This window comes from Leclercia sp. TB492 (assembly GCF_049974505.2).
GTDB classification, from domain to species: Bacteria; Pseudomonadota; Gammaproteobacteria; order Enterobacterales; family Enterobacteriaceae; genus Enterobacter; species Enterobacter adecarboxylatus_C.
The window spans coordinates 1,526,004-1,542,146 of the sequence record NZ_CM127572.1 but is presented as its reverse complement, the minus strand read 5'-3'; the positions used below and the strand labels follow the sequence as shown (position 1 = coordinate 1,542,146).

General features: G+C 56.4%; 13 protein-coding genes. 7 read left to right on the top strand and 6 right to left on the bottom strand.

The window, feature by feature from the left end; genetic code table 11:
• Positions 1 to 118 precede the first annotated feature (118 nt).
• The 5 genes from trxB (at position 119) to infA (ending at position 5,945) form a co-directional block, all read left to right on the top strand.
• On the top strand, positions 119 to 1,087 hold the full coding sequence (gene trxB / locus ACP4QI_RS07175) for a thioredoxin-disulfide reductase (RefSeq protein ID WP_197090569.1): 969 nt from the start codon (positions 119 to 121) through the stop codon (positions 1,085 to 1,087).
• A gap of 113 nt (positions 1,088 to 1,200) precedes the next feature.
• Positions 1,201 to 2,967 carry a heme ABC transporter permease/ATP-binding protein CydD gene (gene cydD / locus ACP4QI_RS07170; protein ID WP_156263330.1) on the top strand — a complete coding sequence of 589 codons (1,767 nt, stop codon included), beginning with the start codon at positions 1,201 to 1,203 and terminating at the stop codon, positions 2,965 to 2,967.
• Positions 2,967 to 4,688 (top strand): heme ABC transporter ATP-binding protein/permease CydC, encoded by a 1,722-nt coding sequence (cydC, locus tag ACP4QI_RS07165; protein ID WP_426494975.1) that lies wholly within the window; start codon positions 2,967 to 2,969, stop codon positions 4,686 to 4,688. The genes cydD and cydC overlap by 1 nt, the downstream gene beginning before the upstream one ends.
• Positions 4,689 to 4,735: 47 nt before the next feature.
• Positions 4,736 to 5,440 carry a leucyl/phenylalanyl-tRNA--protein transferase gene (gene aat / locus ACP4QI_RS07160; RefSeq protein WP_142488899.1) on the top strand — a complete coding sequence of 235 codons (705 nt, stop codon included), beginning with the start codon at positions 4,736 to 4,738 and terminating at the stop codon, positions 5,438 to 5,440.
• A 286-nt stretch (positions 5,441 to 5,726) separates the two neighbouring features.
• Entirely contained in the window at positions 5,727 to 5,945 is a 219-nt protein-coding gene (gene infA / locus ACP4QI_RS07155) for a translation initiation factor IF-1 (protein WP_001040187.1), read from the top strand.
• A 79-nt stretch (positions 5,946 to 6,024) separates the two neighbouring features.
• Here infA and ACP4QI_RS07150 read toward each other — a convergent pair whose 3' ends face one another.
• From ACP4QI_RS07150 to ACP4QI_RS07140, 3 genes are read right to left on the bottom strand one after another with little or no spacing between them, the layout of a single operon-like run.
• Complete coding sequence (locus ACP4QI_RS07150) at positions 6,025 to 7,587, bottom strand: carbohydrate porin (protein ID WP_142488898.1); 1,563 nt, start codon at positions 7,585 to 7,587, stop codon at positions 6,025 to 6,027.
• Between the two features lie 29 nt (positions 7,588 to 7,616).
• Entirely contained in the window at positions 7,617 to 8,996 is a 1,380-nt protein-coding gene (locus tag ACP4QI_RS07145; protein WP_426494976.1) for a glycoside-pentoside-hexuronide (GPH):cation symporter, read from the bottom strand.
• A 24-nt stretch (positions 8,997 to 9,020) separates the two neighbouring features.
• Positions 9,021 to 10,586 carry an alpha-L-rhamnosidase-related protein gene (locus tag ACP4QI_RS07140; RefSeq protein ID WP_426494977.1) on the bottom strand — a complete coding sequence of 522 codons (1,566 nt, stop codon included), beginning with the start codon at positions 10,584 to 10,586 and terminating at the stop codon, positions 9,021 to 9,023.
• 198 nt (positions 10,587 to 10,784) lie between these two features.
• On the opposite strand from ACP4QI_RS07140, the gene ACP4QI_RS07135 reads away from it, so the two are divergent.
• Positions 10,785 to 11,606 (top strand): helix-turn-helix domain-containing protein, encoded by an 822-nt coding sequence (locus ACP4QI_RS07135; RefSeq protein WP_142488895.1) that lies wholly within the window; start codon positions 10,785 to 10,787, stop codon positions 11,604 to 11,606.
• A gap of 32 nt (positions 11,607 to 11,638) precedes the next feature.
• Here the strand turns inward: ACP4QI_RS07135 and ACP4QI_RS07130 are convergent, their stop codons facing one another.
• The 3 genes from ACP4QI_RS07130 to clpS all read right to left on the bottom strand — a co-directional run bounded on the left by ACP4QI_RS07130 (position 11,639) and on the right by clpS (position 15,459).
• Entirely contained in the window at positions 11,639 to 12,052 is a 414-nt protein-coding gene (locus tag ACP4QI_RS07130; RefSeq protein ID WP_426494978.1) for a hypothetical protein, read from the bottom strand.
• 779 nt (positions 12,053 to 12,831) lie between these two features.
• Positions 12,832 to 15,108, bottom strand: coding sequence for an ATP-dependent Clp protease ATP-binding subunit ClpA (clpA, locus tag ACP4QI_RS07125; protein ID WP_032617326.1), 2,277 nt, complete (start codon positions 15,106 to 15,108; stop codon positions 12,832 to 12,834).
• 30 nt (positions 15,109 to 15,138) lie between these two features.
• Positions 15,139 to 15,459: an ATP-dependent Clp protease adapter ClpS gene (clpS, locus tag ACP4QI_RS07120; protein WP_032617325.1), complete on the bottom strand. Its 321-nt coding sequence runs from the start codon at positions 15,457 to 15,459 to the stop codon at positions 15,139 to 15,141.
• 321 nt (positions 15,460 to 15,780) lie between these two features.
• Here clpS and cspD point away from each other — a divergent pair, with 321 nt between their 5' ends.
• Complete coding sequence (gene cspD, locus ACP4QI_RS07115; protein ID WP_032617324.1) at positions 15,781 to 16,002, top strand: cold shock-like protein CspD; 222 nt, start codon at positions 15,781 to 15,783, stop codon at positions 16,000 to 16,002.
• Positions 16,003 to 16,143 lie beyond the last annotated feature (141 nt).

Sequence of the window (16,143 nt, the reverse complement as noted above, 5' to 3'; positions counted from 1 at the left end):
GCCGTTGATTGGCGCTTGCTATCACACACATCGTTAACAAAATCGCTGCGCCCTTTTTTTACGGCAACAAATTCCCTACAATCCGGGGAAAATGTCTGCCAACAACAATGGGGATCTCATGGGCACGGCCAAACACAGTAAACTTCTCATCCTGGGTTCCGGACCTGCGGGATACACCGCAGCGGTCTACGCGGCACGCGCTAACCTGCAACCGGTACTGATTACGGGCATGGAAAAAGGCGGTCAGCTGACCACCACTACCGAAGTAGAAAACTGGCCAGGCGATCCTGAAGGCCTGACCGGGCCGCTGCTGATGGAGCGCATGCACGAGCATGCCGCCAAATTTGATACCGAAATCATTTTTGACCACATCAACAAGGTCGATCTGCAGAACCGTCCGTTCCGCCTGATCGGTGATAACGCAGAATACACCTGCGACGCGCTGATTATTGCAACCGGCGCTTCTGCCCGCTATCTGGGCCTGCCGTCTGAAGAAGCCTTTAAAGGCCGCGGCGTTTCCGCCTGCGCCACCTGCGACGGTTTCTTCTATCGCAACCAGAAGGTCGCGGTCATCGGCGGCGGCAACACCGCCGTGGAAGAAGCGCTGTACCTGGCGAACATCGCCTCTGAAGTGCATCTCATTCACCGCCGCGATACCTTCCGCGCGGAAAAAATCCTGATCAAGCGTCTGATGGACAAAGTGGCCAGCGGCAATATCGTGCTGCACACCCACCGCACGCTGGAAGAAGTGACTGGCGATCAGATGGGCGTGGCGGGCCTGCGCATCCGTGATACGCAGAACACCGACAACGTTGAAACGCTGGAAGTGGCGGGTCTGTTTGTTGCTATCGGCCACAGCCCGAACACCGCGATCTTCGACGGTCAGTTGGAGCTGGAGAACGGCTACATCAAAGTGCAGTCCGGGATCCATGGCAATGCCACCCAGACCAGCATCCCGGGCGTGTTCGCTGCGGGCGACGTGATGGACCACATTTATCGTCAGGCGATCACCTCTGCGGGCACCGGTTGTATGGCGGCGCTGGATGCAGAACGTTATCTCGACGGACTGGCCGATCAGAGTAAATAATTTTTACAAAACAGCAACAAACGTAAAAAAGGCGGCGATAAGTCGCCTTTATTGTCTCTGCGTTGTAACATTGCCGTGCCCAATACCTAATAACATCACCTGCAAAGCACGCAATGGAAAAAACCCGTCAACAAGAGTTAACACGCTGGCTTAAACAGCAAAGCGTACTTTCCCGCCGCTGGCTGAATATTTCCCGTCTTTTAGGGTTTATCAGCGGCGTGTTGATTGTAGGCCAGGCATGGCTGCTGGCCCGCATTCTTAACCATATGATCATGGAAAACATCCCGCGCGAGGCCCTGTTACTGCCTTTCATTGTGTTGATTCTGGTCTTCATTCTGCGTGCCTGGGTGGTCTGGTTGCGTGAGCGCGTGGGTTTTCACGCCGGACAGAACATCCGCTACGAAATTCGCCGCCAGGTGCTCGACAGGCTACAGGAAGCCGGTCCCGCCTGGATCCAGGGCAAACCTGCCGGCAGTTGGGCGACGCTTATCCTCGAGCAAATCGACGATATGCATGACTACTACGCCCGCTATCTGCCGCAGATGGCGCTGGCCGTCTTCGTTCCCCTGCTGATTGTGCTGGCGATCTTCCCGTATAACTGGGTCGCGGCGCTGATCCTGCTGGGTACTGCCCCGCTGATCCCGCTGTTTATGGCGATGGTCGGCATGGGGGCCGCCGATGCCAACCGCCGCAACTTCCTGGCGCTGGGGCGCTTAAGCGGCCACTTCCTCGACCGCCTGCGCGGCATGGAGACGCTGCGCATTTTTGGTCGCGGTGAAGCCGAAACCGACAATATCCGCCACGCCTCCCAGGATTTCCGCCAGCGCACCATGGAGGTGTTACGCCTGGCGTTCTTATCCTCCGGGGTGCTGGAGTTCTTTACCTCCCTGTCGATTGCGCTGGTCGCCGTCTATTTTGGTTTCTCCTATCTGGGCGCCCTCGATTTTGGTCACTACGGCACCGCCGTGACCCTCTCGGCGGGCTTCCTGGCGCTGATTCTGGCCCCGGAGTTCTTCCAGCCGCTGCGCGATCTGGGCACCTTCTATCATGCAAAGGCCCAGGCCGTGGGCGCAGCCGACAGCCTGAAAACCTTCCTCGAAACGCCGCTGGCCCATCCGCAGCGCGGCGACGTGACCCTGAGCACCAGCAAACCGGTCAGCATTGAAGCAGAGAATTTCTGCGTGCTGTCGCCGGAGGGGAAAGTGCTGGCGGGGCCATTAAACTTCACTCTCGCTGCAGGTCAGCGCGTGGTGCTGGTCGGTACCAGCGGCTCGGGCAAAAGCTCGCTGCTAAATGCGTTATCCGGCTTTATGGCCTACAGCGGGTCGTTGCGCATCAACCAGGCCGAACTCTCTGCGCTCGATCCTGACGAATGGCGCACCCATTTAAGCTGGGTGGGTCAGAACCCACAGCTTCCGGCGGCCACGCTGCGTGAAAACGTACTGCTGGCGCGCCCGGATGCCAGCGACGAAGAGTTGCAATCGGTGCTCGATCGCGCCTGGGTCAGCGAATTCCTGCCCCTGCTGCCGAACGGCGTGGATACGGTGGTGGGCGATCAGTCGGCGGGACTTTCCGTCGGACAGGCGCAGCGTATCGCCGTGGCCCGCGCCCTGCTTAACCCTTGCCAGCTTTTACTGCTGGATGAGCCCGCTGCCAGCCTGGATGCGCACAGCGAACAGCGCGTGATGATGGCCCTGGATGCCGCCTCGCAGCAGCAAACCACCCTGATGGTAACCCACCAGCTGGAGGGTATCTCCCAATGGGATCAGATCTGGGTCATGGACAACGGTCAGCTTGTTGAGCAGGGCGATTACGCCACGCTCGCGGCGGCACAGGGGCCATTCGCGGCCCTGCTGGCGAACCGTCAGGAGGACATCTGATGCGCGCTTTACTGCCTTATCTGGCGCTCTATATGCGCCACAAATGGATGCTGACCCTCGGCGTGGTACTGGCGATCATCACCCTGCTGGCCAGTATCGGCCTGCTCACGCTTTCGGGCTGGTTCCTTTCGGCCTCTGCGGTGGCCGGGTTTGCCGGGCTGTACAGCTTCAACTATATGCTGCCTGCCGCAGGTGTACGTGGCACGGCTATTACCCGCACCGCCGGACGCTACTTCGAACGTCTGGTCAGCCATGACGCAACCTTCCGCGTGCTGCAACACCTGCGCGTCACTACCTTCAGCAAGCTGCTGCCCCTCTCCCCTGCCGGACTGGCGCGCTACCGCCAGGGCGAGCTGCTGAACCGCGTTGTTGCGGATGTCGACACTCTCGACCACCTTTACCTTCGCGTCATCTCCCCGCTGGTGGGTGCGCTGGTGGTGATTGTGGTTGTTACCCTCGGGCTGTGCCTGCTGGACGTCAATATCGCGCTGGTCCTCGGCGGGATCATGCTCCTGACGCTGTTTTTACTGCCGCCGCTGTTTTACCGTGCCGGTAAACCCACCGGTGAAAATCTTACCCGTTTGCGCGGCGAGTATCGCCAGCAACTGACGGGGTGGCTGCAGGGTCAGGCAGAGCTAACGATTTTTGGTGCCAGCCGTCGCTACCGCGCGCAGATGGAAAATACCGAGATGAACTGGCATGAAGCCCAGCGCAAACAGTCGGAGCTCACGGCCCTGTCTCAGGCGTTGATGCTGCTGATTGGCGGTATTGCCGTAATGACAATGCTGTGGCTGGCTTCCGGCGGCGTGGGCTGTAACACCCAGCCGGGGCCGCTCATTGCGCTGTTTGTCTTCTGTGCGCTGGCGGCGTTCGAGGCGCTGGCGCCGGTGACCGGGGCTTTCCAGCACCTGGGCCAGGTGGTGGCCTCCGCGCTGCGTATCACCCAGATTACCGGCCAGCAGCCGGAAGTACAGTTCAGTACTACCGCGTCCGACGTGCCTGAGCAGCTGGCCCTCCGCCTGGCGGATGTCAGCTTTGCCTACGATGGCCAGGCACAACCGGCGCTGGACCATATAAACCTGGTTATTCCTGCAGGCGCTCATGTTGCGGTACTGGGTCGTACCGGCTGCGGGAAATCGACGCTGCTGCAGCTGCTGACCCGGGCCTGGGATCCGGCCCAGGGCCAGATCCTGTTCAACGACACCCCTCTGACAGAGATGAGCGAACCTGCGCTGCGTAAAACGGTGAGCGTGGTGCCTCAGCGGGTTCATCTTTTCAGCGCTACCCTGCGGGATAACCTGCTGTTAGCCGCGCCTGGCGCCGCCGATGACGTGTTAAGCGCGATGCTGGAAAAGGTTGGTCTGCACAAGCTGCTGGAAGACGAAGGTCTGAACAGCTGGCTCGGTGAAGGGGGTCGTCAGCTTTCCGGCGGCGAGCTGCGTCGTCTGGCGATTGCGCGTGCGCTGCTGCACGATGCCCCGCTGATGCTGCTGGATGAACCTACCGAAGGGCTCGACGCAACCACAGAGCGACAAATCCTTGATTTACTCGAAAAAGAGATGCAGGGCAAAACGGTGCTAATGGTGACGCACCGCCTGCGCGGGCTGGCGGATTTCGATCAAATTATTGTGATGGACAACGGACAAATTATTGAGCAAGGTAGTCACGCAGAGCTGTTAGCAAAACAGGGTCGCTACTACCAGTTTAAACAACGTCTGTAGTCTATATTTGAACCGATCCCCACTTCGCGTACTGGAGTTTTGTTGTCATGCGCCTGGTCCAGCTCTCTCGTCATTCTCTTGCGTTCCCTTCTCCAGAAGGGGCGCTGCGTGAACCTAATGGTTTGCTGGCCCTCGGCGGCGATCTGAGCCCGTCGCGTTTATTAATGGCGTACCAGCGCGGGATTTTTCCGTGGTTTTCCCCCGGCGATCCGATCTTATGGTGGTCGCCCGATCCTCGTGCCGTCCTGTGGCCCGCGCGGTTTCATATCAGCCGCAGCATGAAGCGCTTTCATAACCATTCCCCCTATCGCGTCACCCTTAATCACGCCTTTGGTCAGGTGATCGAGGGGTGCGCCAGCGATCGCTTTGAAGGAACCTGGATCACCCCGGAGGTGATCGCTGCCTATCACCGCCTGCATGAGCTGGGTTACGCCCACTCGATTGAGGTGTGGGATAAGGACGAACTGGTGGGCGGGATGTACGGCGTGGCGCAGGGCACCTTGTTTTGCGGTGAGTCAATGTTCAGCCGGGCGGTGAATGCTTCCAAAACCGCCCTGCTGGTTTTCTGCGAACGCTTTACCCGCAGCGGCGGCCAGCTGATAGATTGCCAGGTGCTGAATGAGCATACCGCCTCGCTGGGTGCGGTTGAGATCTCCCGCCATGAATATCTGGATCAGCTGGCAACGCTGCGAATGCAGAAATTACCGCAGAATTTCTGGGTCCCCGGGACGTTATTTATGCCCCAAAGATAAATGTTTTCCGCATATTTTTCCTCAAGGTGCTATAATTCTGCCGCAGAGTAGGTTCTGCCTGTTGCCCCGCCGCCGTTTGGGAATAGTTCGCATCCGATAACGCCCTATCGTTTATCCTGCCACCTCCCCTTTACGTATGCGCTTTTCGTACGGTTCATCCGTGACGTCCGGGTAATACGCTGAAACTGCTTTGTTGCGTTTTAAACGCGCAAATCTTTACTTAATTGATGAATTTCGGCATTATCTTGCCGGTTCAAAACTTGGTAGTGATACCCCAGAGGATTAGATGGCCAAAGAAGACAATATTGAAATGCAGGGTACCGTTCTTGAAACGTTGCCTAACACCATGTTTCGCGTAGAACTGGAAAACGGTCACGTTGTTACCGCGCATATCTCCGGTAAAATGCGTAAGAACTATATCCGTATTCTGACGGGCGACAAAGTGACTGTTGAGCTGACCCCGTACGACCTGAGCAAAGGCCGCATTGTCTTCCGTAGTCGCTAAGAGTTTTTCGCCGCGAATGGCGTAGTGAGAATAATCAAGGCCGGGTAATCCCGGCCTTTTTGTTTTCTGTTACGCAGCGTTAAAACCAGATTTCGGTCTGCACGCCAAAGTTCCATGTCCCGCCCGCAGTGAACCCTGCACTGCCAAAGTCGTCGTTGATGGCATAGCGATCCAGCTCTCTGTCCCAGTTCATATAAGTGGCAAAAAGACGGATTTCCGGACGCGCTTTGATATCAAACACGTTGCCCACTTTGAACGTCGGGGCAAAGGTCAGCTTGTAAAAATCCCCTTTTACCGCCTGGTACTGGTTCATGTTACCGTCCGACCTGTAGGTGCGCCCGTTAGGATCCAGATCCATATACTGCCAGGATGCCTCATACAGCAGGGCAAAATGCGGAGTCAATGCCTGTGAGGCGCGAAGGTTAAAGGTCGCCCAGTCATAGCGGTCGCCGTCACGATAACGATCTTCGCTGTGCTGGGCGATCACCGACGGCGCAATTTCCCAGTTTTTCGCCACCGGCAAAATGCCGTAAGAGGCAAAGCGCAGAGAGGTGGCATTGTCCGTCAGATCGCCGTCGCTGCCCGGCTGACGCGCTTCGGCCCCCAGCCCGCCGCCAAATTGTAATGCGGTTTCCGATACTCCCTTCGTCAGGCCATAAAACTGCTGTTTATCATGATAAGCCAGCATCGCGTAGTAGCCGTTTTGCGCAGTGTTGTCGCTGCGCAGGGCATAGCTTCCGGTCGAGGAGGTATTGTCCTTAAGATCGTCATTGCCTTGGGCCGTCATCCCGGTCAGCATCAGCTGCCAGTTACCGTAGAAGTGGTTGGCGGTGAGCATCAGGTTCTGGATGTCGTTGTCTTCATAGTGCGAGCTGCCAAGATCGCCGAAATTGCGCCCATACAGGGAGTAGTCGCCTTTCAGGTTATTGGTCCACTGCACGTCGTAGATCCCGGCCCCGGTGCCGCCGAGGAACATGATGTCGCTGTCGGTAAAGTGAATATCAAAGTTATCGCGATCGAAACGTTTCCCGGCCCACAGATAAGCATTTTTCGCCGGGCCGGAAAACTCGGCGAAGTTGCCCATCTCGACGTACATCTGGCGCACGTTGATATGGTGGCTGTCGTTATCCTGCACCCAGGGATCGGGGTTGGTGGCGCCATCGGCAATCATGGTTTTGAAGTGCGCCCAGGAACCGTCATCGAAGGTCATGCGCTTGCCGAAGCTGAGCTCGATGTAGTTATCCTCTTCGTTACCCAGACGCCCGACGTGCGCGTCGCCATTCAGGGAACTGGCCGGTGAGACACCCGGACCGCCGCGCGCACCTTTGCCGTGGTTATTGATCAACAACCCTGAGCGAGCATAAGCATTAAATTCAAACCCGTCGCTGAGCGCGTTTTGCTTCTGCTTCTGGCTGACGGTCTCCACTTTCTTTTCGGTGGCCTGAGATTGCTGGCTCAGGGTGGCTAATTTTGCCTCCGCCTGCGAGGCGCGCCGTTCTGCCTCGGTAGTTCGTTGTTCCGCTGCGTTCAGCCGCTGCTCCAGCAGAGCCAGGCGTTGTTCCACGCTTTGCGCGTCGGCAAACACATATGAGGGCGAAAAAAGGGCGCAGCAAACCGCTGCGCTAATCACAGAGATACGCATAGATGTCCTGTTATCAGAAAGAGGTCAGATTAAATAGCGGCGGATTTTTTGAGTTCTGGTTGGTCGTCCGATGCGAAGATTCCGGCATCGAGATCGGCGCGGATCGCCCCGAAGCTGTCGTCGAGCCGGTAGAAGCGCCCGATCCAGATCATCGACGCCACGATTAACCCGGCGGGGATCCACAGGTAACAGGCCTGGATGGCCAGCAGGGCTGACGGGGTTTGCACCGCGTTTGCCACGTAACCGCCCGAGGAGAGCAGAAAACCGGTGATCGCCCCGGCCCCGGCCATTGCTACCTTACCGAGGAAACCGTTTATGGAGGTCAGAATACCTGCGGTATTAATCCCGGTTTTCCACACCCCGTAATCCACCGGATCGGCCTGCATCGAGAAGTAGATTGCGGTGCGCTGCCCCGCGCCAAGCGACAGAACAATTGCCCCGATGACCAGCCCCCAGTAGTTGACGCCGGCGACCATCATGATCCCCATGCCGACAAGGTTAACCGTGCTGGCGACCAGGTAAACATGGCGTTTTTTCATTAAGCCCGCGAGGAACGGCACCGTCAGCGTCCCGAGCAGCGGCACAAAGGAGGAGATCCCGGCCACCAGGGCGGTCAGCTCGCTGCTGCCCACGTAATAGTGGAAGAAATAGACCAGCGACCCCGTCTGGAAGAAGAAGGCCCCCCACATCAGGAAAATATTCAGTGCGAACACCTTCCACGGCGTGTTGGATTTCAGGCCGGTCCAGGCCCGTTTTAAGGTCATGCGCTCCTGAGTGATGCTGATTTTCTCCTCCACGTTGCGGAAGCTGATCAGCAGGAAGAAGGTGGCGATCACGCCGAACACCACCGCGGTATAGAGAAACCCCTGCGCCTGATTGCCCTGCCCTAACGCCCCCACCAGCGGCAGCGTGGCGACCGCCACAATGGTGGAGCCCAGCGAGCCGAGAAGAATGCGCACTGCGGATAAGGTGGTGCGCTCCTGGGAATCCGCCGTCAGGAACGGCAGCATCGCGCAGAAGGGAATATTGACGATGGTGTAGAGGAACGAGAGGCACAGGTAGGTGATAAAGGCATACACCAGCTTCCCGGTGGTGCCAAAATCGGGCACGTAAAACGCCAGTATACACATCAGACCGAAAGGTATCGCGCCAAACAGCAACCACGGACGGCATCGTCCCCAGCGGGTGGTCGTGTTGTCGATCATCAGTCCCATTAACACGTCCGCCACGCCGTCCACCAGCCGCGTGACCAGGAACATAATCCCCACCCAGTAGGCCGGGAGGTTCATCACATCGGTATAAAAGAACATCAGGTACAGCGAGATTAACTGCCAGACCAGGTTACAGGAGAGATCGGCAATCCCGTAACCTAACCGTTGCCGCCATAGGGTAAAGAAGGTTTTAGCCATTTTGTTCACTTTATTGTTGTGTTATCAGAGGCCGAACTGGCGGATAAACCAGGCCGGGGTACAGCTCCAGGCATGGCAGTAACTGTTGATGAGCTTACTGCCATACGGGGAGAAGTCAGGTCTTTGCGGATCAAATAGTTCCCAGAAGGTGTCCGCCCCGTCATCCACCATCGCTCCCCAGTAGGCTTTGATCTCGACCACGGCACGCTCGCGCAAGCCGCATTTCAGCAGCGCGGCGATAAAGTGGTGGCGCAGATAGGGAGTATTCATGCCGATGGACGGCGGCGACTGAAGTAAATTCGTCATGACCTGTTGCTGGTGTTCCGCATCGCCCACGTCGGCCAACACCAGCCAGATTTGCGAGGCGGCGCTGATCTGGCGCGCTGAGCCGCTGACGTAAAAGCCGCTCGCTTCATCCCAGAGCTGATGCGCGGCACGTTTTACCAGAACCCGCTTTTCGTTCAGGAATGCAATCTGTTCAGGAGCGCAGACTTCCGCCAGCCGCACGGCTTTGTCGATGCAGTAGATCAGCACGCCCTGGGAGGCCGCCTGCTTGTTGAGTTGATCGTGCCAGTCGATAAATGACCACCAGTCATCGCTGTCTGTGACCAGGCCAGCTTCACACCGCGCTAACGCCAGCTCGACCTGTCGGAAGGCAATCGGCCACAGCTCGCGAGCGGTGGTCCTGTCCCCGGTCGACTTCAGATAGTTGTGCAGCGTATCGACAAAAAAGAGCGAATAATCAAACAGGAAAGTGTCATCCGCCATCACCTCGGGGCGGACAAAGATATTGGCTGAGACCATTCCATCCTCCCGACGATGACCGGCGAACAGGTACAGACAGCGGCGCACCAGATCGTGATTCGCAAAGGTGACGTCATTCACCAGCGCCTGCAGCCGGAGGTCACCCAGCCATAACCGGCGATCCCGCTTCGGCCCGTCCTCAAACACCTCCTGCATGCAGTTGCGCAGGGTTCGGACCGCCACTTCATCAATCTTTCGCAGCTGCGGGTCGGTGGCGTTGCAGGGTGGATATTCGTCCGGCGCCGAGCTGACGCTATTTAACGTGATATGGTTAAAGCGCAGCTGATATTTGGGTGAGAGCGCCACCACGCGTACCTTCAGATAACGAAAACAGTAGCGGCGAGCGAGGGTAATATCCGCAGGCAGGACGTCAATATACTCATGATGTTGTTGCAACCAACTGCTGCTTAACCATCCCTGATAATCGCTGAAAGGCTCTGCCATTTCACACAACGTTTCGCCAAAAATAAACTCCAGATGAGCGGGGGCATCCGGCGGGCTGCCTGCGGCTTTGCAGCTAAAATTTAACCAGCCAACGCCGTGGGTGCCAAAGTCCAGAATAAATGAATCTCCCGGGGAGAAAGGTTGCTTGAGCCAGGCGCTGGCATCGGCCACCTTTTCCGCACGCCAGCCGTGCAGGGCGTCACTGTCGGGAACAGTATTGATCACGCTGACGGGAGAAATCGCCTGCGAATAGAGTGTTGGCATCAATGCGCTGGCGGTGGCCAGGAGATGCTCGTCGCGATACATGGTGAGATTGTGATGTTGCTGAAGTGCCTGAGACATACTGCGCCCTCTGTAAGATTTCAGGCAGAATAGAGGTGATGGGGAGTTGAGAGCCACTCTCAGATTGCCAACCCCCGACGCAGGTTGGCAGTGTCAGTGAGGTCGGCCTGAGGATGTTCACATTTTGAAAAACAGGGCTTCTTAAGCCGGGGTAAATCAATTATCGTGCTCGCAGCTTTTCACATTGCAGGATAATTTATGAACACCTTAACCGTTGCGCATTATTTCAAATCCACAGACGATAAACTCGCCCTTTATAAAAGCGACCCGGAAGATAACAGCTGCGAACATTGTCATGAATTTGATGAACTGGTTATTGTTGAGCAAGGTCATGGCCTGCACATTATTAACGGACGCCCTCTCTATATTCAGCAAGGGGATATTTTTTACGTCCAGCGTGGCGACCACCATTTTTATGATGAGCTGGGTACACTCAAGCTGATTAATATCCTGATAAATCCTGTGGCTGAATTTGTTTTTTTACAGCACACCGGCTCCCTGCTGCAACGCTTCTCGGTCCGGGATGCCAGCTGCTACACCTGGCTGGCACCGGAGATCCGCATGCAGTGCAATTCCCTGATCGATAAAATATTCAGCGCCCAGCCGCTGCAGGTTGAACAGCGGGAGTCGCTCTTTTTCCAACTGGTGAATACGTTGCTGCAGGCGCAGTCTGACGTGAACCACAACAATACCCGCTATAAGTTGCATAAGCTGCTCAATCATCTGCAGGAAAACTGTTTTGAAGAATATGACTGGAACGATCTGGCTAAGCAGTTTCATTTAACCCCGCGCACGGCATTCCGCCATATTAAAGCCGCGACGGGCATGACGCCGGAAAATTATATTAAACACCTGCGGCTGGTCTCCGCCCGGGTTAAAGTCCGCGAAACCGATATGACTATTACCGAGATCGCCTTCCTGTGCGGTTTCGCCAACAGCAGCCATTTCAGTACCCTGTATAAAAAGGTCTTTTCAATTACCCCTAGCGAAGAGCGCAAACGGGCTGAAATGGCCGGTTAATGCGCCCGGATTCGCCAGGCGCAGGTGACGACTCAGTGAACATGCACCACGGTCAGATCGGCCAGCATCGCATGGCTGATCTCGTGCAGCAGACCGGTCAAATGCGGAAGCATATCGCGGTCAAAATGCGACACCAGCAGCACATGGTTTAACGCCCGGCAGTAATCGCACTGGGCTTCGGTGCTGTCCAGCAGCCCCCCCTGTTTGTGTGCTGGCGGTATCTCATCCTCATCCAGCACGCGGAAATCGGTCATCGATTTTTCCAGCTCACTCCTGAATGCGTCCAGGTATGCAGCAAGACAGCGGCAGACGGGCTGCGTTTGCGGCAGCGAATTGCAATCGACCAGGATTTCGGTGAGCAGGTTGCAGCGCGCGGCAAGGGTGGAGAGATCGGGAGTGCTGAGTTCGAGTTCGCTGTAAAGGTGAGCAATAGTTTGATTTTCCATATTCACAATTCCATATTAACGCTGAAAAACTACCACCTGAAACGCCAACTTCGGGTGGCAGACTGAACCGGATTGGCGTACCGACAATATGGAAAATCGGCGCTTCAAAAGAAGCCCCGGTTCAGCCCACCATAATTGAAGAAGCCCATTATAATCGCTACTTACAAAAGTGTGAACGAAACCTGTGGTGCTGCCATGGCAACATCATTTCCATATCTATGAGTCCAGGACGCCAATCCTGGCACCTGATTTTGCAGGTGCATCGCCATTTTATTACTGGGATTTTATCCAGCAATATCCTCGTTTAAATTCTGGATAATGCCTCGCAAATTTTTATCTCCCCTACAGCAACACAAAAGTCAGAGGCAAACTTGCCACTCACAGCGGCACCCAGGTCCGGCTGAAAATCGCTGAGGCGTTGACCGCAGGCCGGGGCGAGGCGCATGGACGCGCCGAGAGGGCATAGCCTGCATGGATGCAGGCTGGTGCCCGACCCGAAAGCCGAAGGGAATAAGCCGAAGGGACCGCGAAGCGGCGATTTTCTTTGCCGGGAGCCGGGGTTGCCAGGGGGGAGGCGGCGAGCCCCCCTGGCACGTTCACGGGTGACGTGGTTTACAGAGAAGCAGCGAACGCAAGGTGAACGGAACCCCCACAGCCGCCACATGTTACCACCGTGCATTGCCCGGCGGCGCTGCGCTTGCACGGGCCTACAAAATGCACAATATAAAAGCCATAAAAAAACCGGGCTTTCGCCCGGTTTTTATCGTCACTCAACAAAACTAGTGAGCCGCTTCCGGCTTGTGCTTCGCCGCACTCTGGAAGTCATATGTCAGCTCGTTCTTCGCCTGATCCAGCGCCACGGTGACCTGCCCCCCATCCACCAGCGAACCAAACAGCAGCTCGTTAGCCAACGGTTTTTTCAGGTTGTCCTGGATGACACGCGCCATCGGACGCGCACCCATCGCACGGTCGTAGCCTTTCTCAGCCAGCCAGTCGCGGGCTTCCTGACTCACTTCCAGGGAAACCCCTTTCTGATCCAGCTGGACCTGCAGCTCGACGATGAACTTATCCACTACCTGATGAATCACCTCGGTAGACAGGTGATCGAACCAGATAATGTTGTCCAGACGGTTACGGAACTCCGGCGTAAAGACCTTCTTGATCTCTTCCATCGCATCGGTGCTGTTATCCTGGTGGATCAGGCCGATGGATTTACGCTCGGTCTCACGCACCCCGGCGTTGGTGGTCATCACCATCACCACGTTGCGGAAGTCCGCCTTGCGCCCGTTGTTGTCGGTCAGCGTCCCGTTATCCATTACCTGCAGCAGCAGGTTAAAGACGTCCGGGTGCGCTTTCTCGATCTCATCGAGCAGCAGAACCGCGTGCGGATGCTTGATCACCGCGTCGGTGAGCAGGCCGCCCTGATCAAAGCCCACATAGCCCGGAGGCGCACCGATCAGTCGGCTGACGGTGTGACGCTCCATATACTCGGACATATCAAAGCGCAGCAGCTCAATACCCAGCGCTTTGGAGAGCTGAACCGTCACCTCGGTTTTCCCCACCCCGGTCGGGCCGGCGAACAGGAAGGAACCGACAGGCTTGTGCTCATGCCCCAGCCCGGCGCGGGCCATCTTGATGGCTTCGGTTAAGGCCTCAATGGCTTTATCCTGACCAAAGACCAGCATTTTCAGGCGATCGCCGAGGTTTTTCAGCGTATCGCGGTCGCTCTGAGAAACGCTCTTCTCAGGGATACGCGCGATGCGGGCCACCACGGATTCGATATCCGCCACGTTGACCGTTTTCTTGCGCTTGCTGACCGGCATCAGACGCGCACGCGCGCCCGCTTCGTCGATCACGTCAATCGCTTTATCCGGCAGATGACGGTCGTTGATGTATTTCACCGCCAGCTCCACCGCCGCACGCACCGCTTTGGCGGTATAACGCACGTCGTGGTGCGCCTCGTACTTCGGTTTCAGGCCGTTGATGATCTGCACCGTTTCTTCAACCGACGGTTCAGTAATGTCGATTTTCTGGAAGCGACGCGCCAGGGCGCGGTCTTTTTCGAAAATATTGCTGAACTCCTGGTAGGTGGTCGAGCCAATCACCCGGATTTTGCCGCTGGAGAGCAGCGGTTTAATCAGGTTGGCAGCATCCACCTGGCCACCCGATGCCGCACCGGCACCAATGATGGTATGGATCTCGTCGATAAACAGGATGCTGTTAGTATCCTGCTCCAGCTGTTTCAGCAGCGCTTTGAAACGTTTTTCAAAATCACCGCGGTATTTGGTCCCCGCCAGCAGGGAACCGATATCCAGCGAGTAGATGGTGCAATCGGCGATCACTTCCGGGACGTCGCCCTGCACAATGCGCCAGGCCAGCCCTTCGGCGATGGCGGTTTTACCGACGCCCGATTCCCCCACCAGCAGCGGGTTGTTCTTGCGGCGGCGGCACAGTACCTGAATCGCCCGTTCCAGCTCTTTTTCGCGGCCAATCAGCGGGTCAATACCGCCGACGCGGGCAAGCTGGTTAAGATTGGTGGTGAAGTTTTCCATACGTTCCTCCCCGCCTGCCTGCTCTTCGCTGTTGACCTGATGGCCGGAATCCGATGCCTGATTCGGCTCGTCTTTTCGCGTTCCGTGAGAGATGAAGTTCACCACATCGAGGCGGCTGACTTCGTGTTTGCGCAGCAGGTAGGCGGCTTGCGACTCCTGCTCGCTGAAGATGGCAACCAGCACGTTGGCACCGGTGACTTCGCTACGTCCGGAGGACTGGACGTGAAATACCGCACGCTGGAGTACACGCTGGAAGCTGAGCGTCGGCTGCGTGTCGCGCTCCTCTTCACTGACGGGCAGTACAGGTGTGGTCTGTTCGATGAAGGCTTCAAGTTCCTGACGCAGCGCCACCAGGTCCACGGAGCAGGCTTCAAGCGCTTCGCGGGCGGATGGATTGCTGAGCAGTGCGAGCAGCAGGTGCTCGACCGTCATAAACTCATGTCGGTGCTCACGCGCTCTGGCGAAAGCCATGTTTAAACTGAGTTCCAGTTCTTGATTGAGCATAGGCACCTCCCCCAATTTTCATTGCCTTATTCAGGCTTTTTCCAGCGTACACAGCAACGGATGCTCGTTCTCCCTTGCATACTGGTTCACCATCGCCACCTTCGTCTCTGCGACTTCTGCAGTAAAAACACCGCAGATGGCTTTGCCATGATAGTGAACGGTAAGCATCAGTTGCGTTGCACGTTCTACATCATAAGAAAAGAACTTTTGTAGCACGTCAATAACAAATTCCATCGGCGTGTAGTCATCGTTCATTAACATAACTTTATACATAGATGGCGGTTTTAGCGCGTCGCGCACTTTATCTTCCGCCAGCTTGTCGAAATCGAGCCAGTCGTTCGTCTTACCCATTGTCTGTCGTCATCTTCGTTTACGGTCTCCGGTCGCGGTTCTGATGCTGACAGGAGGCTATACATAACCTGAATCTACCTCAGATGTCAGATAACTCACATCTATTATTGCCATCCGCGATGTCTGTCACAATACCCACCAATAGCGTTAACTGCTTCAAATTTTGACGCATTTTCCCCCTCCCATCCCCGGCAAATGCTTGACGCTGCCTTTGGTTTATCTAAATTGTACAGGCGTGAGTTGGCGAGGTTTTGAACAGCCCCCACTCCAGCACCGGTTCATTACATCTAACTTAATAAGATTTACGAAGGATGTCGAAGCATGGAAACGGGTACAGTTAAGTGGTTCAACAACGCCAAAGGGTTTGGTTTTATCTGCCCTGAAGGCGGCGGCGAAGACATCTTCGCGCATTACTCCACCATTCAGATGGATGGTTACAGAACGCTGAAGGCCGGACAAGCCGTCCGGTTCGATGTACACCTCGGGCCAAAAGGCAATCATGCCAGCGTTATTGTGCCCATCGAAGCAGAAGTGGTGGCATAGCCCTCTGTTTCATTGTGTACACCCCGCACTCAAAATGCCAGCCCGATGCGCTGGCATTTTTATTTGTGGGCTTCCGTGCGGTCTGGTGCCCGGCGGCGCTGCGCTTGTACGGGCCTACAAATCCTTGTGGGCTGCTGTGCG